Raw genomic sequence first — 19,405 nt, forward strand, 5'->3', positions numbered from 1 at the left:
GAGAGCCTTTCAATGCGTGATATCCTCAACGACCTCGAAGCGGGCAAGCAGCTTTCCGATCCGGATCCGGTGCGCCGTGCCCAGATCCAGATGAAGGCGCCTTTGCCGAAGCGTTTCTACAAGACCGTCGCGGTGGCGCCGGTGGAAGACGGCTTTGCCGTGCATCTCGACGGCAAGCCGGTGCGCACGCCGGGCAAGGCGCTGCTGGCGCTGCCAACCGAGGCGGCGGCTGCACTCGTCGCCGACGAATTCGCAGCGCAGGGCGAAACCATCAACCCGGTGACGATGCCGGTGATGCGCCTCGTCAACACTGCTATCGACGGCGTCGCCAGCGATCCGCAGGCGGTGCTGGAAGACATTCTGCGCTTCGCTTCGTCCGATCTGCTCTGCTACCGCGCCGATGCGCCGCAAGGCTTGGTGGAGCGGCAGAACGAACATTGGGACCCGGTCCTTGATTGGGTGCGCGGCAGCCTCGGGGCTCGCTTCAATCTCGCCGAAGGCATCATCCATGTCGAGCAGCCGCGTGAGACGATCGCCGTGCTGGGAAGTCATCTTGCCCAGCGTGCCGAACCGCTGCGGCTCGCTGCCATCCATGTGATGACTTCGCTGACCGGTTCGGCGCTGCTGGCGCTGGCCGTCGATTTCGGCGAACTCGACGCCGAGGCGGCCTGGGCGGCCGGCCATGTCGACGAGGACTGGCAGATCGAGCATTGGGGACAGGACGCCGAAGCAGTCGCGCGCCGCTCGGCCCGCAAGTGCGACATGATGGCTGCCGCCGGGCTATTGGAAGCGCTCAAGGGCTGACGGCTCCGCCGCTGGCTCCGCTTCATCCCGCAGCGCACCTAATACCAAAGTCATAATCCCAAAGACGCCCTGACGTTGGCGCACGCTTTCTGTCATTTTTTCCGTGATCGCAGTGCATGAGTCCATGTTCGGAGGAGAACGCGGACAATGAGGCACAGCATCGAGGACAAGGTCTCACGGGAGGACAATTCTATGGCAATGGCATCGACTGCCGGCGGAGCAAGCCGCGGCATGACGCGGGAGGAAAAGAAGGTCATCTTCGCTTCCTCGCTGGGCACCGTTTTCGAATGGTATGATTTCTATCTCTACGGCTCGCTCGCGGTGTTCATTGGTTCGACCTTCTTCAGTCCAACCATTCCTGAAGCGACGCGCAATATCTTCGCGCTGCTGGCGTTCGCCGCCGGCTTCCTGGTACGACCGTTCGGCGCGCTGCTGTTCGGCCGCATCGGCGACCTTGTCGGCCGCAAGTATACGTTCCTTGTCACCATGACGATCATGGGCCTTTCGACCTTCCTGGTCGGCCTGCTGCCTGGATATGCGACTTTGGGCATCGCGGCTCCCGTGATCCTGATTGTCCTGCGCATGCTGCAAGGCCTGGCGCTGGGCGGCGAATATGGCGGCGCGGCCACCTATGTCGCCGAGCATGCACCCGACAACCGGCGCGGCTACTACACCTCGTGGATCCAGACGACGGCGACGCTCGGCCTGTTCCTGTCGCTGGTCGTCATCCTGATTGTCCAGGGTTCGATGAGCAAGGAAACCTACGCCTCATGGGGCTGGCGCATTCCGTTCATTGTCTCCTTCCTGCTGCTCGGCATCTCGATCTGGATCCGGCTTTCGCTCTCCGAATCGCCGACCTTCCAGCGCATGAAGGATGAGGGCAAGGGCTCCAAGGCCCCGCTTTCGGAAGCGTTTGGTCAATGGAAGAATGCCCGGATCGCGCTGCTGGCGCTGCTCGGCCTCACCGCCGGTCAGGCCGTGGTCTGGTACAATGGCCAGTTCTACGCGCTGTTCTTCCTGCAGAACGTGCTCAAGGTCGACGCGCAGTCGGTCAACATCATGATCGCCATAGCGCTCGCCCTCGGCTCGATCTTCTTCGTCGTCTTCGGCTGGCTCTCCGACAAGATCGGGCGCAAGCCGATCATCATGGCGGGCCTTGCCTTGGCGATCGTCTGCACCTTCCCGCTGTTCAAGGCATTGACCTGGGCCGCCAATCCGGCGCTCGCCACGGCCCAGCAGAACACACGTGCTACGGTGACGGCGGCACCCGGCGACTGCAAGTTCCAGTTCAATCCGGTCGGCACGGCGAAGTTCACGACGTCTTGTGACATCGCGACCTCGTTCCTGACCAAGAACTCGGTTCCCTATGACGTGGTGTCGACGGCCGCGGCCGGGACGGCCGCGTCGGTCAAGATCGGCAACGAGACGGTGGAATCCTACGATGCCATCGCCGCTGGCGATCAGGCGAAAGCCAAGGACGCCGCCTTCATCAAAGCCGTCAACATGTCGCTGCGGGACGGCGGCTATCCGCTGAAGCGCGCGGCGATCAAGATCCCGGACCAGAAGCTTGACGCGTTTGTCGCCGCCAACCCGGAACTGAAGCTCGATGCCGCCACCGTTCGCGCCGGCGAGAAGGCGACGGTCCCGACCGATCAGGCGATCAAGGACAAGCTGCTAACCGCCGACGAGGCGGCGGGTGCGCCCGAGGTCACCGTCTACAATATACCGGGCGGCGGCGCTTTCGCCATGTTCGCCGATCCGGCGGGAATCAACTGGCCGATGACGATCGGCATCCTGTTCATCCTGGTCCTGTTCGTGACCATGGTCTACGGCCCGATTGCCGCGATCCTGGTCGAGATGTTCCCGACCCGCATCCGCTACACCGGCATGTCGTTGCCCTATCACATCGGCAATGGCTGGTTCGGTGGCCTGCTGCCGGCGACGGTGTTCGCACTCAGTGCCTACAGGGGCGATATCTACTTTGGTCTGTGGTACCCGGTGGTCATCGCCGCGATGTCGCTGGTCATCGGCATGATCTTCGTCAGGGACACGCTGGGAACCGATCTGAACACCAAGCAGTAACGGACTGTTCGGTAGCCAACGAAAACCCGGCGCGAGCGATCGTGCCGGGTTTTTCAATGACAGTCATGCGATGAGGGTAGGGGCTTAGCTTTGACGGTCCTGCTTCGCGTCCTCTATCGCCGCATCGTGATACCAGCCTTCGCCGAAATCCGCCCGAACACCGCGCAGCGAGGCAAGCTCTGCCGCAAACTTAGCCTTGCCGCTCAAATTTGAGGCAGAGACGCGCGCTGCCGCCGGGAACATCAGAATTTTTGCCGACGGACGCGTGGAAATGATTTCCATTGTCGGGCTCCTTTCTTCTGTCGAACCTTGTCGATTCAACCTACCTCGAAGATAAGGTCTGCAATCAAGTTAGGCAATATGCCTACGAAAAGATCAGTATTTGCCTATTATTTGTGCGAATTGCGATTGTGATTGATCTCAACGCATTGCTTAGGCGGCTTGCCAACTTAAAGCGAATGCGGCGTCAATTTTGCCGCACCCTGCAGGTCGAGAGTGGCACACGAATTGCATTTTAGTGATCCGGCAGGCCGGCTGCTGGTGGCAGACGCATGTCGACGCCGTCCAGTGTTCGGTGATCAAGCAACGAGAGGCTAGAATGACGAAATACAAGCTCGAGTACATTTGGCTCGATGGATACACCCCGGTCCCCAACCTTCGCGGCAAGACGCAAGTCAAGGAATTCGCCGAATTCCCGACGCTCGAGCAGCTTCCGCTGTGGGGCTTTGATGGCTCGTCGACACAGCAGGCCGAAGGCCACAGCTCCGATTGCGTGCTGAAGCCGGTCGCTGTCTATCCGGATCCGGCCCGCAGCAACGGCGTGCTCGTCATGTGCGAAGTCATGATGCCAGACGGCGTTACGCCGCATGCCTCGAACAAGCGCGCCACCATCCTCGATGACGAGGGCGCCTGGTTCGGTTTCGAGCAGGAGTATTTCTTCTACAAGGACGGCCGTCCGCTGGGCTTCCCGGAAAGCGGCTATCCGGCACCGCAGGGCCCGTACTACACCGGCGTCGGCTATTCCAATGTCGGCTCCGTCGCGCGCCAGATCGTCGAAGAGCATCTCGATCTCTGCCTTGCGGCCGGCATCAACCACGAAGGCATCAACGCCGAAGTGGCCAAGGGCCAGTGGGAATTCCAGATTTTCGGCAAGGGCTCCAAGAAGGCCGCCGACCAGATGTGGATGGCCCGCTATTTGATGCAGCGCCTGACCGAGAAATACGGCATCGACATCGAATACCATTGCAAGCCGCTCGGCGACACCGACTGGAACGGCTCGGGCATGCACGCCAACTTCTCGACCGCCTATATGCGCGAAGTCGGCGGCAAGGCTTATTTCGAAGCGCTGATGGCGGCCTTCGACAAGAACCTGATGGATCACATCGCCGTCTATGGCCCGGACAACGACAAGCGCCTGACTGGCAAGCATGAGACCGCGCCGTGGAACAGGTTCAGCTATGGCATCGCCGATCGTGGTGCTTCGATCCGCGTCCCGCATTCCTTCATCAAGAACGACTACAAGGGCTATCTGGAAGATCGCCGTCCGAATTCCCAGGGCGACCCCTACCAGATCGCCTCGCAGATTCTGAAGACGATCGCCTCGGTGCCGGCGAGCGCTGAGGTTTCGGCAGCCGCATAGTCATTCGAATCGGGACTTCACGTCCATGCCGTGACAGTCTGAGATTCATCCAAGTCCATCCAAGAACCCCGGCGAAAGCTGGGGTTCTTTTTTGCCGTTGCCCGGCGGATCGGGCCTCGGGCAAAACATACCCAGAAAAAGTCAGGCAATGCAGGCGGTCGCGAATCCGGTCGAGCCCTTGGCTGCCACTGTTCCAGTTTCCGGCGGCAGCCCGCCAGAAAGCCCGGAAAACTGGCATTTTGAGCACTATCCGTGACCTCGCACCCTTCCATAACCATCTGTTCATGTTGCGGAATCGGCTGTCCGCAGCCGGTTTGGCGGCGTTGACAGATCGCAGTGCAGCATGCGTATTCGAAGCGCTTGGGGTTACGTCACGCGATGCTGTTCGGACGGGCGGGGTTTACTTGAACGGCAGCATAGGCGTGGGCGCCGGACGAGCGGTCACTGTAGCCTGAGGCAGTGCGCCGCTCGCTCCTGGCTTTCATGTTCACCATCGACCGAACTGTTTCTGCCAGCCCATGAAACGCGGGCTCAGCAACCCAGGCATTCACACACGCCGAAAAGCTCAATGGCAAAGGTGCGTCCATCGCGATGGGCGCGGACCTGTCGGTACAGGCGGGGGCCATCGGAGCGCAGCAAAAAGCCCTTGAAAAAGGGAACTCTTTCAAGGGCTTGAATAGTATATCGAATCTTAGACCGAGTAGTACATGTCGTACTCGACTGGATGCGGGGTCATTTCGAAGCGCATCACCTCAGCCATCTTCAGCTCGATGTAGCTGTCGATCTGATCGTCGTCGAAGACGCCGCCGGCTTTCAGGAAGCCGCGATCCTTGTCGAGGCTCTGCAGCGCTTCGCGCAGCGAACCGCAGACGGTCGGGATCTTCTTCAGCTCCTTCGGCGGCAGGTCGTAGAGATCCTTGTCCATCGGCTGGCCGGGATGGATCTTGTTCTTGATGCCGTCGAGACCGGCCATAAGCATGGCGGCGAAAGCGAGGTAAGGGTTCGCGCCCGGATCGGGGAAGCGGACCTCGACGCGCTTGGATTTGGGCGATGAGCCGAACGGGATGCGGCAGGATGCCGAGCGGTTGCGCGCCGAATAGGCGAGCAGCACCGGCGCTTCGTAGCCCGGCACCAGACGCTTGTAGGAGTTGGTCAGCGGGTTGGTGAACGCGTTGATCGCCTTGGCATGCTTGATGATGCCGCCAATGTAGAACAGGCAGCTTTCCGACAGGCCGGCATATTCATTGCCGGCGAAGGTCGGCTTGCCGTTCTTCCAGATCGACTGGTGGACGTGCATGCCCGAGCCATTGTCGCCGAAGATCGGCTTCGGCATGAACGTCGCCGTCTTGCCGTAGGCGTTGGCGACCTGGTGCACGACATACTTGTAGATCAGCATCTTGTCGGCGTTGCGCACGAGCGTATCGAACTTGATGCCGAGTTCGTGCTGGGCGGCCGCCACCTCGTGGTGGTGCTTTTCGACCCGCACGCCCATTTCGGCGAGCACAGTCAGCATTTCCGAGCGCATATCCTGCGCGGAATCGATCGGCGGCACCGGGAAATAGCCGCCCTTGATGCGCGGACGGTGGCCGAGATTGCCGGTCTCGTAGTCGGTGTCGTCGTTCGAGGGCAGTTCGGTGGAATCAAGCTTGAAGCCGGTGTTGTAAGGGTCGGCCTTGTATTTCACATCGTCGAAGACGAAGAATTCGGCTTCGGGGCCGACGAAGATCTGGTCGCCGATGCCTTCCGACTTCATGTAGGCCTCGGCCTTCTTGGCCGTGCCACGCGGATCGCGGTTGTAGGATTCACCCGAAACCGGATCGAGGATGTCGCACAGGATGACCATGGTCGACTGCGCGAAGAACGGGTCCATGTGGACCGTGTCCGCATCGGGCATCAGCACCATGTCGGACTCGTTGATGGCCTTCCAGCCGGCAATCGAGGAGCCGTCGAACATGACGCCATCAGCGAACATGTCTTCCTCGACCTCGATGACATCCATCGTCACGTGTTGCAGCTTGCCCTTCGGATCGGTGAAGCGCAGGTCGACGAATTTCACGTCGTTGTCCTTGATCTGCTTCATGATGTCTTTGGCTGTCGTCATGTCATGTATCCCTGTTTGATGACGTTTTTTGATGATGACGGTTTTCAGGCGGATGGCGGGGTCGGATCAGACCGCGTCCATGCCGGTTTCGCCAGTGCGGATTCGCACGACTTCCTCGATGTTGGAGACGAAGATCTTGCCGTCGCCGATACGGCCTGTCTGGGCCGCCTTGCGGATGGCTTCGATCGCACCTTCGACCGCGTCGTCGCCTAGCACGACCTCGATCTTCACCTTGGGCAGAAAATCGACGACATATTCGGCGCCGCGATAGAGTTCGGTATGGCCTTTCTGGCGCCCGAAGCCTTTGGCCTCGGTGACGGTGATGCCTTGCAGTCCGGCCTCCTGAAGCGCTTCCTTCACTTCGTCCAGCTTGAATGGCTTGATGATCGCTTCGATCTTTTTCATGTAAAAAGTGGCCTCCACTGCCAAAAAAACGGGTTGTGAACCCCCGCTTGCGCCTCCATCAAGCACGAACTGTGCCAATTGGACGGATTTGAAGCGGTCTCATACGATTTCAAAGCCGCGCCGCGCCGGGAAGCAAATTAGCGTCATTCACTGCATCAGGTGCGCCGTGGGCCGCTGGAGCCACGAAGGAGCCAGCATAGTGCGTCCGCACAACAATTAGGCATATTGCCTATTCGGTGGGCGGTTTTGTGCCTGCGACGCCCTCATTCCAACGATATGGCCGCAAATTTCGCCACTCCCCTTTGTTTGCTTCGGATCGAAAATTGGACAATGCTTGATCGAATGCGGATCGGCAATCCATGAGCAACGAACTTCTTTCCCCGGCCGAAATGAGCGAGGCCGATCGGCTAGCGATTGCCGCTGGTCCGCTCGATGGCTTCGGGCTGATGCGGCGTGCCGGCGAAGCGGTCGCGGCCGAGATCCTCAAGCGTTATCCCGCAGCCACGCGTGTCCATGTGCTGTGCGGCCCCGGCAACAATGGCGGCGATGGCTATGTCGTTGCCCGGTTGCTGGCCAGCAGCGGCGTCGGCACGACGATCTGGGCGAGCGGCACGCCGAGGCCGCAAAGCGATGCGGCGCTCGCCGCCGCGCAATGCCCGGTCAAGCCTCGGCCACTGTCGGATTTTGCCGCCGAGGCCGGCTCGATCGTCGTCGACGCGCTTTACGGGGCAGGGCTGTCCAAGCCGCTGGCCGGCGATGCCGCGAAAGCCGTCGACACTGCAACAGCTCTGCGCCTGCCTGTGGTCGCGGTCGACCTGCCGTCGGGTGTCTCAGGGGCCAGCGGCGCAATATTGGGCAGGGCGTTTCACGCCGAGGTCACCGTCACCTTCGCGCGGCAAAAGCCCGGCCACTTGCTGCTCCCGGGACGAGAGCAATGTGGTGAAATAGTGCTCGCTGATATCGGCATAGGCGACGGCATCATCGCCCAACTCGCCGTGTCGACTTTTGAGAATGTGCCAGACCTGTGGTCGCGGGAATTTCCCGTGCCGGCGGTGGACGCGCACAAATACAAGCGCGGCCATGTCGGCGTCTTTTCCGGCGGTCCGAGCGCCACCGGCGCGGCGCGGCTGTCGGCACTAGCCGCCGCGAGAAGCGGGGCAGGGGCGGTCACCGTGCTGTCGCCGGCCAATGCCATGCAGGTAAACGCTGCGCATCTCACCTCGATCATGCTGCTCAAGGCCGATGACAGCGTCGACATCGCCTCGTTCATCGGCGAACGCCGGCCGTCGGCTTTTGTTCTCGGGCCCGGTTTCGGCATTGGCGAAAAGACGCGGCAATTTGCACTCCCGCTGCTCAGCCCTGCCCAGCCTAGCGGCACGTCAACCCGGATTGACGGCCTTGTGTTCGATGCCGACGCGATCACCTCTTTTCGTGAGGCGCCGGACGTCCTGTTCGAAGCTTCTCGCCAACCGGGCGCGCCGGCCCTGGTGATGACGCCGCACGAAGGGGAGTTCGCCAGGCTGTTTCCCGATATCGCCGATGACGTTGCGTCCTCCAAGCTCGACAAGGCCCGCGCAGCCGCCGTGCGTGCCAATGCCGTGATCGTCTACAAGGGCGCCGACACCGTCATCGCCGCTCCTGACGGCAGGGCGGCGATCAACGCCAACGGCGCGCCGTGGCTGGCCACCGCAGGGTCGGGCGACGTGCTGTCAGGCGTCATCGCCGGGCTGCTGGCGCAAGGCATGCCCGCCTTCGAAGCGGCCTGCGCCGCGGTGTGGATTCATGCCGAAGCCGGCAGCCGGTTCGGACCGGGGCTGATCGCCGAGGATCTGCCGCCGGCGCTGGTGCCGGTGCTGCGCGACCTTGTCGAAGCACGTTCGGCCGCTCGATGAGCCGCGCCCTGGCTCTGCTGCTCGCCACCCTCCTTGCTGTCTTCGTGGCGCCGGCAGCGCGCGCCGAAGTTCCAGTGACGATCGTCGATGATCCGGCGGTACTCGCCGCACTTGATGCCAAGGGCTACGGCTTTGCCGATATTTTTGGCGCGGCGGGCGCGGGCGACCTGAAAGCTCTCTACGACAAGGCGCCGGCCTATCACGCTGTCGTCGACACTGTGGCGGCCGATGTCGCCGCGCTGCGCGCCGACATGAAGGCCGGCGGGCGGCCGCTCTACGAGGTCACCGACGGCAATGTCGGCCGCATCATGGACATGCGCTGGCTGAAGACCGATGCCGCGCGCTTCCGGCTGGTCGGCGTCGTCAACCGGCTCGACCGTCGCGACTTCGCGGCCCTGCTGGGTGACAAGAGCTGCGGCGAGGTGCGTTTCATCTACCGCCTTGCCTACAGTTTCCGCAAAAATGGCAAGCTGTTGGCGTCGCGTCTGCCGTTCAATTTCAACGCCGTCTACAGCGCGGCGCCCGATGCCGACGGCGGCTGCGTCGGCGTTGCCGGACGCTGGACGCCACAGCTTGACGAGACCGTCGATGCCGGCTGGCTGACCGGCGGACCGCTGGAGAAAGCCGGGCTGACCTTCAAGCAGCTGGAACTCAACGCCCAGGTGGTGCGCTTTCCCTCCGGGCAGGAAACCGAGTTCGGCGGCCAGGCTGCCTATCTCATGCGGATATTCGGCATCGATGGCGGCGCCGTCAGCGAGAAGCCGCTGGAGAACACGCCTGACTCCGCACGGCTTTCGCAAGACGCGGCCCTGAAAGCAAGGCTCGCCGCCTATGTCAGCGCCAATCTGCCGGCCGTCGACGAAGGCGTCTACGAAATCCCCGACGAATTCCTGGCCAGGAAGGTCATCTCGTGGTCGACCTTCGGCAGCGCGCGGCAGGCCAACCACCCGTTCACGCCACTGCTTAAGCCCGGGGAATTCGCATCGCTCGACTATTCCGGGCTCAAACTGCTGCGCACACCGGAAGCTCTCATCGAACGGCTGGACAATGGCGCCTGCCAGGGTTGCCATCAGGCTGGTTCCACCGCCGGTTTCCATTTCATCGGCCTCGACGACAAGACGACCTCGCCGCTCAACCGCATCGAGGTCGGCATTTCGCCGCATCTTCACGCCGAGATACCGCGCCGCCAGGCCTGGCTGCGCGCCATGGCGCAAGGCAAGGAGCCGAACCGCTTCCGCCCGCTCTCCTTTGCACCACCGGCTGCCTGGACGGACGCCGGCGCGATCGACTACGCGCCGGCAGAGATGGCAATGCCGTGCATGATGCCGGACGATGCCGCACGCTTCGGCAAGACCTGGCAGTGCGGCGGCGGCACCATCTGCACGCCGCTAGCCAGCGCTTCGGGTGTGCGGACGAAGCTGGCGCAATGCCTGCTGCCCAAGGACAGTCCCGACATGTTTTCCGGCCATCCCTGCCTGACCGGATCGATCGCCAGCAACGCAACGCAGCCTTTCAACGATCGCTTCAAAATATCAGGCCAGTTCGCGGCCTTTGCGCAGGATGTCTCGCGCACTGCCTACACCTGCCGTCCGCCGAAGATCGGCGTGCCTGGCGGTATCGCTTATCGCGGCTGCGACGACAAGGACCGCGCCTTCGCGGCCTTCAAATCCGGCAAGCCGATGCCGAACGAGATCTGCGGGCTGGTCGGCGGCAAGAAATTCGACATCTGCGTGGCCACCAACAATTTCGACCAATGCCTTGGCGGCGCCGTCAACCGCGGCAACCGCCCGGCCTGTTCGGCCGATCATTTCTGCCGCGAGGACTATATGTGCCAATCGCTGCCGCCCGATACGCCTGGCATCGGCAAGATCAAGGGTATCGGCTTCTGCTCGCCGACCTATTTCATCTTCCAGATGCGCATCGACAACCACGCGACGCCCTGGGGCAGTTCTGTCCGTGCCACCATGGGGGCAGGATTTGGCGCGGCGGAAGAGGAGTAGCCGCTCCCAGAAACAACCCGGGTGGCTACCTATCGATCAAGATGGTCGGCGACTTTCGATGTCCATTCACCATCGAAATGATGAACGCGCTCGGTAACAACTTCATTGCTCAAAAGGCTGGAAAGGCTGAAACCAAAACCGGCTCCATCGCAGGGACCGAGCTATATCCGAGCGCAGCCAGACGTTCGGACCATGGCGGATGATCGGCACTTTCGTTGTCTGGGGTATCCCAGGCCTTTTGAGCATACTCTTGCAGGATGGAGTGGCTCGTCAGTTCCTTGGCTGCCCTCAAAACTCTATCGAGCGGTGGAGGAGGTGGAACCATCGTGCCAAGCAATTCACGCTTGAGTGGATCATAAACCCGATGCTCGAAGAACGCGTCGGCTGCGCCGATCAGCAGCAGAGCACGCGCTGCCTGGTATGCATCGCCGGACGTCGCTGCATGACGATCAGCATCGATCTCCGCCCGTCGTGACAACCGTATTCCTTCGCGTTCCATGGCGGATGACAGTGGACTGAGCAACCAGTAAAACAAACTGCCGGAAACGGTCCTCCCCGGAGGGGCGTAGTCGAAGATCAAGTCGAAGCTTTTGTCGAGTTCGGCAAGATTGAGTCCGCCGTTTGTATCTCTGTTTCTCAGATGCGCGTCCTCATGGGCCAAGATCGCCGCAAACGCCTTGTCGTCGGTCACCGCAAGCAACGGAATACCGACCGTCAAGATCACCCGACGACCAAGCAGGCCGAGAAACGGACGCTCTTCCCCTATACTGGCGTTGAGGTTGTCGCTCAGCACGATCGTTGTTCGGCCGGCACGATGTTTGCCAGCAACACCTTCCCACACAGCCCATAATTTGGGAGCCGAGTGCTGGGAAATGCCTTGTACCTGGCTGGATCGAAAGCCGGCGAACAATGCTCCGATCAACAGAACAAAAGCCAGCATTGCGGCCGGTATGGCGATAACCCCGCCCGCGATAACCGCGAGCGGATTTCGGTCAAGCAACAACAGCCACAGCAGCACAGGGCAGAAAAGCGGCAGGGCAAAAAGCAGGATGGCAAACCTGCCGAATCTCGTTCCCATAGAAAGGACCAGGCGCGACATCAGCGCCTCACAGCGGGATGTTGTCGTGCTTCTTCCAGGGGTTTTGCATGTCCTTGTTGCGCAGCATCCGGAGCGCGCGCGCGATGCGGCGGCGGGTCGAGTGCGGCATGATCACCTCATCGACATAGCCGCGCTCGGCGGCGACGAAGGGCGACAGGAAGCGATCTTCGTAAGCCTTTGTATGGGCTGCGATCTTTTCGGCATCACCGATGTCCTTGCGGTAGATGATCTCGACCGCGCCCCTGGCGCCCATCACCGCGATCTGCGCCGTCGGCCAGGCGTAATTCATGTCGCCGCGCAGGTGCTTTGACGCCATCACGTCATAGGCGCCGCCATAGGCCTTGCGGGTGATGACGGTGATCTTCGGCACGGTCGCCTCGGCATAGGCGAACAGGAGCTTCGCACCGTGCTTGATCAGCCCGCCATATTCCTGCGCCGTACCGGGCAGGAAGCCCGGAACATCGACGAAGGTGACGATCGGGATCGAAAAGCAGTCGCAGAAGCGCACGAAACGAGCCGCCTTGCGGCTGGCGTCTGAATCGAGCACGCCGGCCAGCACCATCGGCTGGTTGGCGACGAAGCCGACGGTGCGGCCCTCGACCCGTCCGAACCCGGTGACGATGTTTTTCGCGAAATTCTGCTGGATCTCGAAGAAGTCGCCTTCGTCGGCGACTTTGAGGATCAACTCCTTGATGTCGTATGGCTTGTTGGCGTTGTCGGGAATCAGCCGGTCGAGCGACTGATCATGGTCGGTGACCGACTGATAGCATTCGATCTCCGGGAGCTCCGATGTGTTGGAGGCCGGCAGCAGGTCGACCAGCCGGCGCATCTGCAGCAGCGCCTCGACGTCATTGTCGTAAGCACCGTCGGCGATCGAGGATTTCGTCGTGTGGACGGAGGCGCCGCCGAGGCTCTCGGCGGTCACCGTCTCGTTGGTGACGGTCTTCACCACATCCGGTCCGGTGACGAACATGTAGGAGGTGTCGCGCACCATGAAGATGAAGTCGGTCATCGCCGGCGAGTAGACATCGCCGCCGGCGCAAGGGCCCATGATCAGCGAAATCTGCGGAATGACACCGGAGGCAAGCACGTTGCGCTGAAAGATCTCGGCATAGCCGCCCAGTGCCGCCACGCCTTCCTGGATACGCGCGCCGCCGGCATCATAGAGGCCGATGATCGGAGCGCGGTTGCGCAACGCCATCTCCTGCACCTTGATGACCTTTTCGGCATGCGCTTCCGACAGCGAGCCGCCGAACACGGTGAAGTCCTTGGCGAACAGGTAAACCGGGCGGCCGTTGACGGTGCCCCAGCCGGTGACCACACCGTCGCCGGCGATCTTGGTCTTCTCCATGCCGAAATCGGTCGAGCGGTGCTCGACATACATGTCGAATTCCTCGAACGAGCCCTCGTCGAGAAACACCTCGATGCGTTCGCGCGCGGTGAGTTTGCCCTTCTTGTGCTGTGCATCGATGCGGGCCTGGCCGCCGCCCATGCGGGCGATGTCACGGCGGCGCTCGAGTTCCTTCAGCACGTCCTTCATCGGTTACCTCCCAAGCCAGCGGCATTTCGTGGTAATCGTGCGGGCGAGCGAGCGCAAGGACCGCTTGCGCCGTGGTTTTGTTGCGCTGCAGCATGACGGCCCTTGCATTTGACCGCGAACTGGGCCATATGCGGCGACATAGGCGCTTGGGCCGGGAACAATCCGGCCTTCTCGACAAATGAGACTGGTTGCGTCTGTTTTCCCTCTTTCCGGTATATCGGCCCCTCTTTCCGGTACATCACAAAGTGGCGAAAAAGCCCCGTGGCATGATGCCTGCGGGCACGACAGCGCAGCCGAGTGGACGAAACCGTCCGCCCGCCTTGTCGTTCCATGACAATTTATCCGACGGCAGGTTGCGCCCTGCCGCCATTGATGTTTGCGGCCAGGGGCCGCGTGAAAGAAGAATATTTTGACCAACGAAAACACTTTGCTTGCTGATAAAACTGGGGAACTCTCCGGTTTCGCAGCACTGGGAATTACGGGTGCGCTGCTCAAGGCGACCCATGCCGCCGGCTTTACCGATCCGAAGCCGATCCAGGCGCAGGCGATCCCGCCGCAGATGGAAGGCCGTGACATTTTCGGCATCGCCCAGACCGGTTCCGGCAAGACGGCTGCCTTCGCGCTGCCCATCTTGTCGAAGATCATCGCTCTCGGCACCAAGCGCCGGCCGAAGACGGCGCGTGCGCTGATCCTGGCGCCGACGCGCGAACTTGCCGTGCAGATCGAGGACACCATCAAGATCCTCGCCAAGGGCGCGCATGTGTCGACCGCACTCGTGCTGGGCGGCGTCTCGCGCTTCAGCCAGGTAAAGAAGGTCGCGCCCGGCGTCGACATCCTGATCGCAACGCCCGGTCGGTTGACCGATCTGGTGCGCGAAGGCGACCTCATGCTTGCCGACACCAAATGGCTGGTGCTGGACGAGGGCGACCGCATGCTCGACATGGGCTTCATCAACGACGTCAAGCGCATCGCCAAGGCGACCGCGCCCGACCGTCAGACGGTGCTGTTCTCCGCGACCATGCCCAATGAAATCGCCGACCTGGCCAAGGGTCTGCTGAAGAACCCGATCCGCGTTGAAGTCGCGCCGCAAAGCACGGCGGCCGCCGAGATCGTGCAGGGCGTCGTCTTTGCCCGCACCAAGCAGAAGCGCCAGGTGCTGTCGACGATGCTCGCCGACGAGGCGATGAAGTCCGTCATCATCTTTTCGCGCACCAAGCACGGGGCCGACCGGGTGACCAAGGACCTCGAGCGCGACGGCTTCAAGGCCGCCGTCATCCACGGCAACAAGTCGCAGAACGCCCGTCAGAAGGCGCTGAACGATTTCCGTGAGGGCTCGGTGCGCATTCTGGTGGCGACCGACATTGCGGCGCGCGGCATCGATGTGCCCGGCATCAGCCATGTCGTGAATTTCGACCTGCCGGACGAAGCCGAAAGCTATGTCCACCGCATCGGCCGGACCGGCCGCAACGGCATGGACGGCATTGCCATCACGCTTTGCGATCCTTCGGAGAACAGCAAGCTGCGTCAGGTCGAGCGCATCATCCGCACCAAGCTGCCGATCGTTGCCGACCATCTCGGCAGCCCTGATCCGCTGCGCAATCCGGCCGAAAAGAACGAGCGCTTCGAGCCCGCCAATGACCGCAACGACCGCAATGGTCGTCGCGACGGCAGGCGGCCGGGTGGCGAGAACAAGGGCAACGGCTTCGGCAAGAAGCGCTTCGGCGACAAGCCGGCCTTCGCTGGCGAGCGCAAGCCGGAAGGCGCCAAGCCTTTCAAGGGCAACAACAAGCGCCGCTTCGGCGGCAAGCGTCCGGCGGCGCGGGCTGCGTAAGCCAGACCGCATTGTAATCGGTCAAGCCTGGGCTGGCTGATTGCCGTGACTGACAAGAAAAGGGCGGCCGAAGCGATGCTTCGGTCGCCCTTTTCGTCAGGAGGCTACTTGGCCACCGCCTCGACCCAGACGGCGATCCTTTGCGCGAGATAGGCCGTGGTCGAAGGCGACAGCGCGTCGCCGGCGATGACGTGGTGGTCGGGATCGCCAGTGTCGTCGACCGGCACCAGTTCATGCGGCGCGCCCCAGCGCCCGGCGATTTCTCGGGTGCGGTCTTCGCGCACCACCTTGTCGGAATCGGAAAAGATGAACAGGGCAGGGATGGTCGCCTTTTCCACCGGCGCTGCGTAGGCGAGCTCCGTCAGCGCCGCCATCGGCAGTGTCGCGGCTATCGGATATTTGTGCGTCCAGAATTTCTCGTGCAGGGCGTTGCGGGTCGGAAAGCTGCGTTCCTTGCCGCCGACAAGCTCGGCAATCTGCTTGCCCCAGGGCATGGTCAGCAGTTCGGCGCCGGACGCCCTGACGCCGAAATTCGGCGAGATGAACGCAATCGCCGCCACACCATCCGAAGCGCCCGGCTGCATCGCAGCCCACGTCGCCAGCGAGCCGCCTGTCGAGGTCGAGATGACGATCACCTTGTCGCCGATCGCCCTGCCGATGGCGAGCGCCTCCTCATAGTCGTTGATCCAGGCATTGACGCTGCCTTGCGTCATCGCCGCGCCGTCCTGCCCGTGACCGGTAAGGCGGGTGTAGAACAGATTGGCGTCGAGCTGGTCGGCGACCTCGTCCGACAGCGGTCGGACCTCGCCCTTCGATGCGGAAAAGCCATGGATATAGACGATCGACAGCGGCGTCCTGGCATGCACCATCGGATTGGCCCAGACGATCTCTTTCTCCAACCCATCACGGATTCCGGATATGGCGGCCTCGGTCTTCGCCACATAGGCCTGCGGATCGTCGCCGATGACCGAGGGGTCGAAACGGATCGTGGTGTCGACGGGTACGCGCGGGCCAAGCACGAAAGCCAGTGCGAGGACAACGACAAGGCCAAGCACAGCAAGCACGATCCGTCGCCCCATCGCAGACTCCAAAGAACAATTTCTCAACCTATGGCGGCGGTCACTATCGGGCAACGCCATGCCCCGGGGAGGGAGCCTGCCAATCTCGATGGCGTTCTATTCGCTTTGGGGCTTCCGGTCGTAGTGCAGCGGCCGCGCCTTCCAGTTGGTCATCAGGCCGATCACCCCTCTGCACAGCGGCCTCGGCAGCAGGCTGAGCACTTTCAGGGGCCAGCTCAGCCGGCGCGGGAAGGTGACTTCGAAGCCGCCGGACTTGATGCCCCGCGCCATGCGGCGCGTCGCGCGGCTGACTGGCATCAGCCCCGGCATCGGCAGCATGTTCTTCTCTGTAAGAGCGGTGTCGATGAAGCCCGGGTTGATCACCTGGACACGCACATTCATCTTGTCGAAGTCGTATCTCAGCGACTCGGCCAGGATGTTGATCGCCGCCTTGGTGCCGCCATAGGCGGCCGTGGTCGGCCAGCCGAAATAGGCGGTGACCGAGCCGACCAGCACGACATGGCCGCGTGCCCGCACACGCATGCGCTGGATGACCGGCACCAGGCCGTTGATGATGCCGAAATAGTTGACATCGAAGGACCGGCGAAAGTCGTTGACGACAAGATTCTCACCCGGCGTCGAAATGTAGTTCCCGGCATTGAAGACGGCGAGCACGATAGGCCCGAGTTCCTTCTCGATAGTGGCGACCGTCCTTGCCATGCGCGGCTCGTCGGTGACATCACAGGGAAAGGCCGTGACACTGCCCGGCATCTGCGCGGTTTCGACGACAAGCGTGTCGATCGGATCGTCGTCGAGCGCCGTCACCGCGACGGTATAGCCCTGGGCCGCAAGATCCCTGGCCAGCGAACGGCCAATGCCGCTGCTGCCGCCCGTGATCCAGGCGACGCCGTGCTTCGGATTGGCCCGATAGAGTGTCATGCTGCGCCCTGTCGACTTGCTCGTACCTTGCTCTAGCGATGAAGAAATCGAATGAAAAGAGTGCTTTCATCACAGTGAGGAAATGAACTGTGGCGCATGAAGGCGATATTGAGAAGCGTCGGCCGCGATAACAATGCCGCAAATGCGACTGGTCCAGACAAATTCTTGCCTTGAAACCGAAGCTTCGGGTTTCTACGGTTTCGGCACAGCTGCACAAGGAATCCTGAATGCCCCGTTCTGTGATCGACGCGATCGGCAACACGCCTCTGATCCGCCTCAACAAAGCGTCTGAACAAACCGGCTGCGAGATCCTGGGCAAGGCCGAGTTCATGAATCCAGGCCAGTCGGTCAAGGATCGCGCCGGCCTGTTCATCATCCGCGACGCCGAGCAGCGCGGGCTGCTGAGGCCCGGCGGTGTGATCGTCGAGGGAACGGCCGGCAACACTGGTATCGGGCTGACGCTGGTCGCCAAGGCGCTGGGATACCGCACGGTCATCGTCATTCCAGACACGCAAAGCCAGGAAAAGAAGGACACCATCAGACTGCTCGGCGCCGAGCTGATCGAGGTGCCCGCGGTGCCTTATAAGAATCCCAACAATTACGTGAAATTGTCGGGGCGGCTGGCCCAGCAGATGGCGCGGACGGAGCCGAACGGCGCCATCTGGGCCAACCAGTTCGACAATGTCGCCAACCGTGACGGCCATATCCGCACCACAGCGGAAGAGATCTGGAACCAGACCGGCGGCAAGGTCGACGGTTTTGTCTCGGCGGTCGGTTCGGGTGGAACGCTGGCCGGCGTCGCCTTCGGATTGAAGGCCAGGCGCAAGGACGTCAAGATCGCGCTGGCCGATCCGCTGGGAGCCGCGCTCTACAGTTTCTACACCAGCGGTGAGTTGAAGTCCGAAGGCAGCTCGATCACCGAAGGCATTGGGCAGGGGCGCATCACCGCCAATCTCGATGGCTTCACGCCGGATTTTTCGTTCCAGATCCCGGACGAGGATGCGCTGCCGATCGTCTTCGACTTGATCCAGGAAGAAGGACTTTGCGTCGGCGGTTCGACCGGCATCAACATTGCCGGCGCGATCCGGCTGGCGCGCGAACTGGGCCCCGGCCACACCATCGTGACTGTTCTTTGCGACTATGGCACGCGCTATCAATCGAAGCTGTTCAACCCGGAATTCCTGCGCGAGAAGAATCTGCCGATACCGGGCTGGATGGAGCAGCGGAGCACGATTTCTGTGCCGTTCGAAAAGGTCGCGTGATGGCGCACAGGACCGAAGCGCTGTTTCGCGACGACGCCTATCTGCGGACAGCGGACGCCACAATCATTGCCGTCAATGACCGCGGCGGCATCATTTTCGACAGGACGATCTTCTACGCCACATCGGGCGGCCAGCCGGGCGATATCGGTCATCTGGAGCGCGCCGACGGCAGCCGCATCGCCATCGCCGCCACCATTACGGGCGAGACCAAGGAAGAGATCATCCATGTCCCGGCGTTGGAGCAGAGGGTTCCAGAGGTCGGTGAACGCTTGAGCCTGGCGATCGACTGGGAGCGCCGGCATCTTTTGATGCGCATGCACGCGGCCTGCCACCTGCTCACTGTGGTCTGCCCGTTCCCGATCACCGGTGCGTCCGTTTCCGAGGATGACAGCCGCGTCGATTTCGATATTCCCGACGCCAGCTTCACCAGGGAAGACGTAACGGCGAGCCTGATGGATCTGGTGCGGGCCGATCACCCGATCTTCACCAGGCTGATCAGCGACGAAGAACTGGCCGCCAACCCGGGCCTGGTGAAATCCAAGAATGTCCGGCCGCCGGTTGGCACCGGCAAGATCCGCCTGGTTTGCATCGGTGACAACGCTTCGGTCGATAGTCAGCCCTGTGGCGGCACGCATGTCAAAAGCACTGGTGAGGTCGGCGAAATCCATATCGGCAAGATCGAGAAGAAGGGCCGTGAAAACAGACGCTTCCGCATCCGCTTCGGCCCGATGCCGGCGACCTGATGCATGTCGC

General features: G+C 62.0%; 15 protein-coding genes. 8 read left to right on the forward strand and 7 right to left on the reverse strand.

What is annotated here, in order from left to right; genetic code table 11:
• Positions 1–12 precede the first annotated feature (12 nt).
• Together AC1D2G_RS32470 and AC1D2G_RS32475 are read left to right on the forward strand one after the other, a co-directional pair.
• Complete coding sequence (locus AC1D2G_RS32470) at positions 13–804, forward strand: ATP12 family chaperone protein (protein ID WP_477419119.1); 792 nt, start codon at positions 13–15, stop codon at positions 802–804.
• Positions 805–996: 192 nt separating this feature from the next.
• Positions 997–2,886 carry an MFS transporter gene (locus AC1D2G_RS32475; RefSeq protein ID WP_477419164.1) on the forward strand — a complete coding sequence of 630 codons (1,890 nt, stop codon included), beginning with the start codon at positions 997–999 and terminating at the stop codon, positions 2,884–2,886.
• An 84-nt stretch (positions 2,887–2,970) separates the two neighbouring features.
• On the opposite strand, the gene AC1D2G_RS32480 is transcribed toward AC1D2G_RS32475, so the two are convergent.
• A complete protein-coding gene (locus AC1D2G_RS32480) occupies positions 2,971–3,168 on the reverse strand; it encodes a DUF2735 domain-containing protein (RefSeq protein ID WP_477419121.1) in 198 nt (65 codons plus the stop codon).
• A 316-nt stretch (positions 3,169–3,484) separates the two neighbouring features.
• Here AC1D2G_RS32480 and AC1D2G_RS32485 point away from each other — a divergent pair, with 316 nt between their 5' ends.
• Positions 3,485–4,525, forward strand: coding sequence for a glutamine synthetase beta-grasp domain-containing protein (locus tag AC1D2G_RS32485; RefSeq protein ID WP_477419123.1), 1,041 nt, complete (start codon positions 3,485–3,487; stop codon positions 4,523–4,525).
• Positions 4,526–5,216: 691 nt separating this feature from the next.
• On the opposite strand, the gene glnA is transcribed toward AC1D2G_RS32485, so the two are convergent.
• Together glnA and AC1D2G_RS32495 are read right to left on the reverse strand one after the other, a co-directional pair.
• Positions 5,217–6,626, reverse strand: a complete 1,410-nt coding sequence (gene glnA / locus AC1D2G_RS32490; RefSeq protein WP_095091650.1) for a type I glutamate--ammonia ligase — start codon at positions 6,624–6,626, stop codon at positions 5,217–5,219.
• 66 nt (positions 6,627–6,692) lie between these two features.
• A complete protein-coding gene (locus AC1D2G_RS32495) occupies positions 6,693–7,031 on the reverse strand; it encodes a P-II family nitrogen regulator (RefSeq protein WP_006205430.1) in 339 nt (112 codons plus the stop codon).
• A 359-nt stretch (positions 7,032–7,390) separates the two neighbouring features.
• Between AC1D2G_RS32495 and AC1D2G_RS32500 the strand changes: the two genes are divergently transcribed.
• Both AC1D2G_RS32500 and AC1D2G_RS32505 read left to right on the forward strand, forming a co-directional pair.
• Positions 7,391–8,923: an NAD(P)H-hydrate dehydratase gene (locus AC1D2G_RS32500; RefSeq protein ID WP_477419125.1), complete on the forward strand. Its 1,533-nt coding sequence runs from the start codon at positions 7,391–7,393 to the stop codon at positions 8,921–8,923.
• Positions 8,920–10,923, forward strand: coding sequence for a hypothetical protein (locus AC1D2G_RS32505; protein ID WP_477419127.1), 2,004 nt, complete (start codon positions 8,920–8,922; stop codon positions 10,921–10,923). Before AC1D2G_RS32500 ends, AC1D2G_RS32505 begins: the two co-directional genes overlap by 4 nt.
• Before the next feature lie 109 nt (positions 10,924–11,032).
• Here the strand turns inward: AC1D2G_RS32505 and AC1D2G_RS32510 are convergent, their stop codons facing one another.
• Together AC1D2G_RS32510 and AC1D2G_RS32515 are read right to left on the reverse strand one after the other, a co-directional pair.
• A complete protein-coding gene (locus AC1D2G_RS32510; RefSeq protein WP_477419128.1) occupies positions 11,033–12,022 on the reverse strand; it encodes a M48 family metallopeptidase in 990 nt (329 codons plus the stop codon).
• A 7-nt stretch (positions 12,023–12,029) separates the two neighbouring features.
• Positions 12,030–13,562, reverse strand: a complete 1,533-nt coding sequence (locus AC1D2G_RS32515; RefSeq protein WP_095091646.1) for an acyl-CoA carboxylase subunit beta — start codon at positions 13,560–13,562, stop codon at positions 12,030–12,032.
• Positions 13,563–13,971: 409 nt separating this feature from the next.
• Between AC1D2G_RS32515 and AC1D2G_RS32520 the strand changes: the two genes are divergently transcribed.
• On the forward strand, positions 13,972–15,393 hold the full coding sequence (locus AC1D2G_RS32520; protein WP_457153882.1) for a DEAD/DEAH box helicase: 1,422 nt from the start codon (positions 13,972–13,974) through the stop codon (positions 15,391–15,393).
• Positions 15,394–15,497: 104 nt separating this feature from the next.
• Here AC1D2G_RS32520 and AC1D2G_RS32525 read toward each other — a convergent pair whose 3' ends face one another.
• Both AC1D2G_RS32525 and AC1D2G_RS32530 read right to left on the reverse strand, forming a co-directional pair.
• On the reverse strand, positions 15,498–16,472 hold the full coding sequence (locus tag AC1D2G_RS32525) for an alpha/beta hydrolase (RefSeq protein WP_477419130.1): 975 nt from the start codon (positions 16,470–16,472) through the stop codon (positions 15,498–15,500).
• Positions 16,473–16,568: 96 nt separating this feature from the next.
• A complete protein-coding gene (locus AC1D2G_RS32530) occupies positions 16,569–17,390 on the reverse strand; it encodes an SDR family oxidoreductase (RefSeq protein WP_477419132.1) in 822 nt (273 codons plus the stop codon).
• Between the two features lie 227 nt (positions 17,391–17,617).
• On the opposite strand from AC1D2G_RS32530, the gene AC1D2G_RS32535 reads away from it, so the two are divergent.
• Entirely contained in the window at positions 17,618–18,652 is a 1,035-nt protein-coding gene (locus AC1D2G_RS32535; protein WP_477419134.1) for a cysteine synthase A, read from the forward strand.
• Positions 18,652–19,395, forward strand: coding sequence for an alanyl-tRNA editing protein (locus tag AC1D2G_RS32540; protein WP_477419136.1), 744 nt, complete (start codon positions 18,652–18,654; stop codon positions 19,393–19,395). The genes AC1D2G_RS32535 and AC1D2G_RS32540 overlap by 1 nt, the downstream gene beginning before the upstream one ends.
• Positions 19,396–19,405 lie beyond the last annotated feature (10 nt).

The organism is Mesorhizobium sp. P2_C7 (genome assembly GCF_056404515.1).

Coding starts and splice junctions, on each gene's coding strand:
- AC1D2G_RS32540 (WP_477419136.1), top strand. CDS start 18,652: ATGGCGCACAGGACCGAAGCGCTGTTTCGCGACGACGCCTATCTGCGG.
- AC1D2G_RS32475 (WP_477419164.1), top strand. CDS start 997: ATGGCAATGGCATCGACTGCCGGCGGAGCAAGCCGCGGCATGACGCGG.
- AC1D2G_RS32505 (WP_477419127.1), top strand. CDS start 8,920: ATGAGCCGCGCCCTGGCTCTGCTGCTCGCCACCCTCCTTGCTGTCTTC.
- AC1D2G_RS32535 (WP_477419134.1), top strand. CDS start 17,618: ATGCCCCGTTCTGTGATCGACGCGATCGGCAACACGCCTCTGATCCGC.
- AC1D2G_RS32515 (WP_095091646.1), bottom strand. CDS start 13,562: ATGAAGGACGTGCTGAAGGAACTCGAGCGCCGCCGTGACATCGCCCGC.
- AC1D2G_RS32470 (WP_477419119.1), top strand. CDS start 13: ATGCGTGATATCCTCAACGACCTCGAAGCGGGCAAGCAGCTTTCCGAT.
- AC1D2G_RS32500 (WP_477419125.1), top strand. CDS start 7,391: ATGAGCAACGAACTTCTTTCCCCGGCCGAAATGAGCGAGGCCGATCGG.
- AC1D2G_RS32485 (WP_477419123.1), top strand. CDS start 3,485: ATGACGAAATACAAGCTCGAGTACATTTGGCTCGATGGATACACCCCG.
- AC1D2G_RS32480 (WP_477419121.1), bottom strand. CDS start 3,168: ATGGAAATCATTTCCACGCGTCCGTCGGCAAAAATTCTGATGTTCCCG.
- glnA (WP_095091650.1), bottom strand. CDS start 6,626: ATGACGACAGCCAAAGACATCATGAAGCAGATCAAGGACAACGACGTG.
- AC1D2G_RS32510 (WP_477419128.1), bottom strand. CDS start 12,022: ATGTCGCGCCTGGTCCTTTCTATGGGAACGAGATTCGGCAGGTTTGCC.
- AC1D2G_RS32495 (WP_006205430.1), bottom strand. CDS start 7,031: ATGAAAAAGATCGAAGCGATCATCAAGCCATTCAAGCTGGACGAAGTG.
- AC1D2G_RS32525 (WP_477419130.1), bottom strand. CDS start 16,472: ATGGGGCGACGGATCGTGCTTGCTGTGCTTGGCCTTGTCGTTGTCCTC.
- AC1D2G_RS32530 (WP_477419132.1), bottom strand. CDS start 17,390: ATGACACTCTATCGGGCCAATCCGAAGCACGGCGTCGCCTGGATCACG.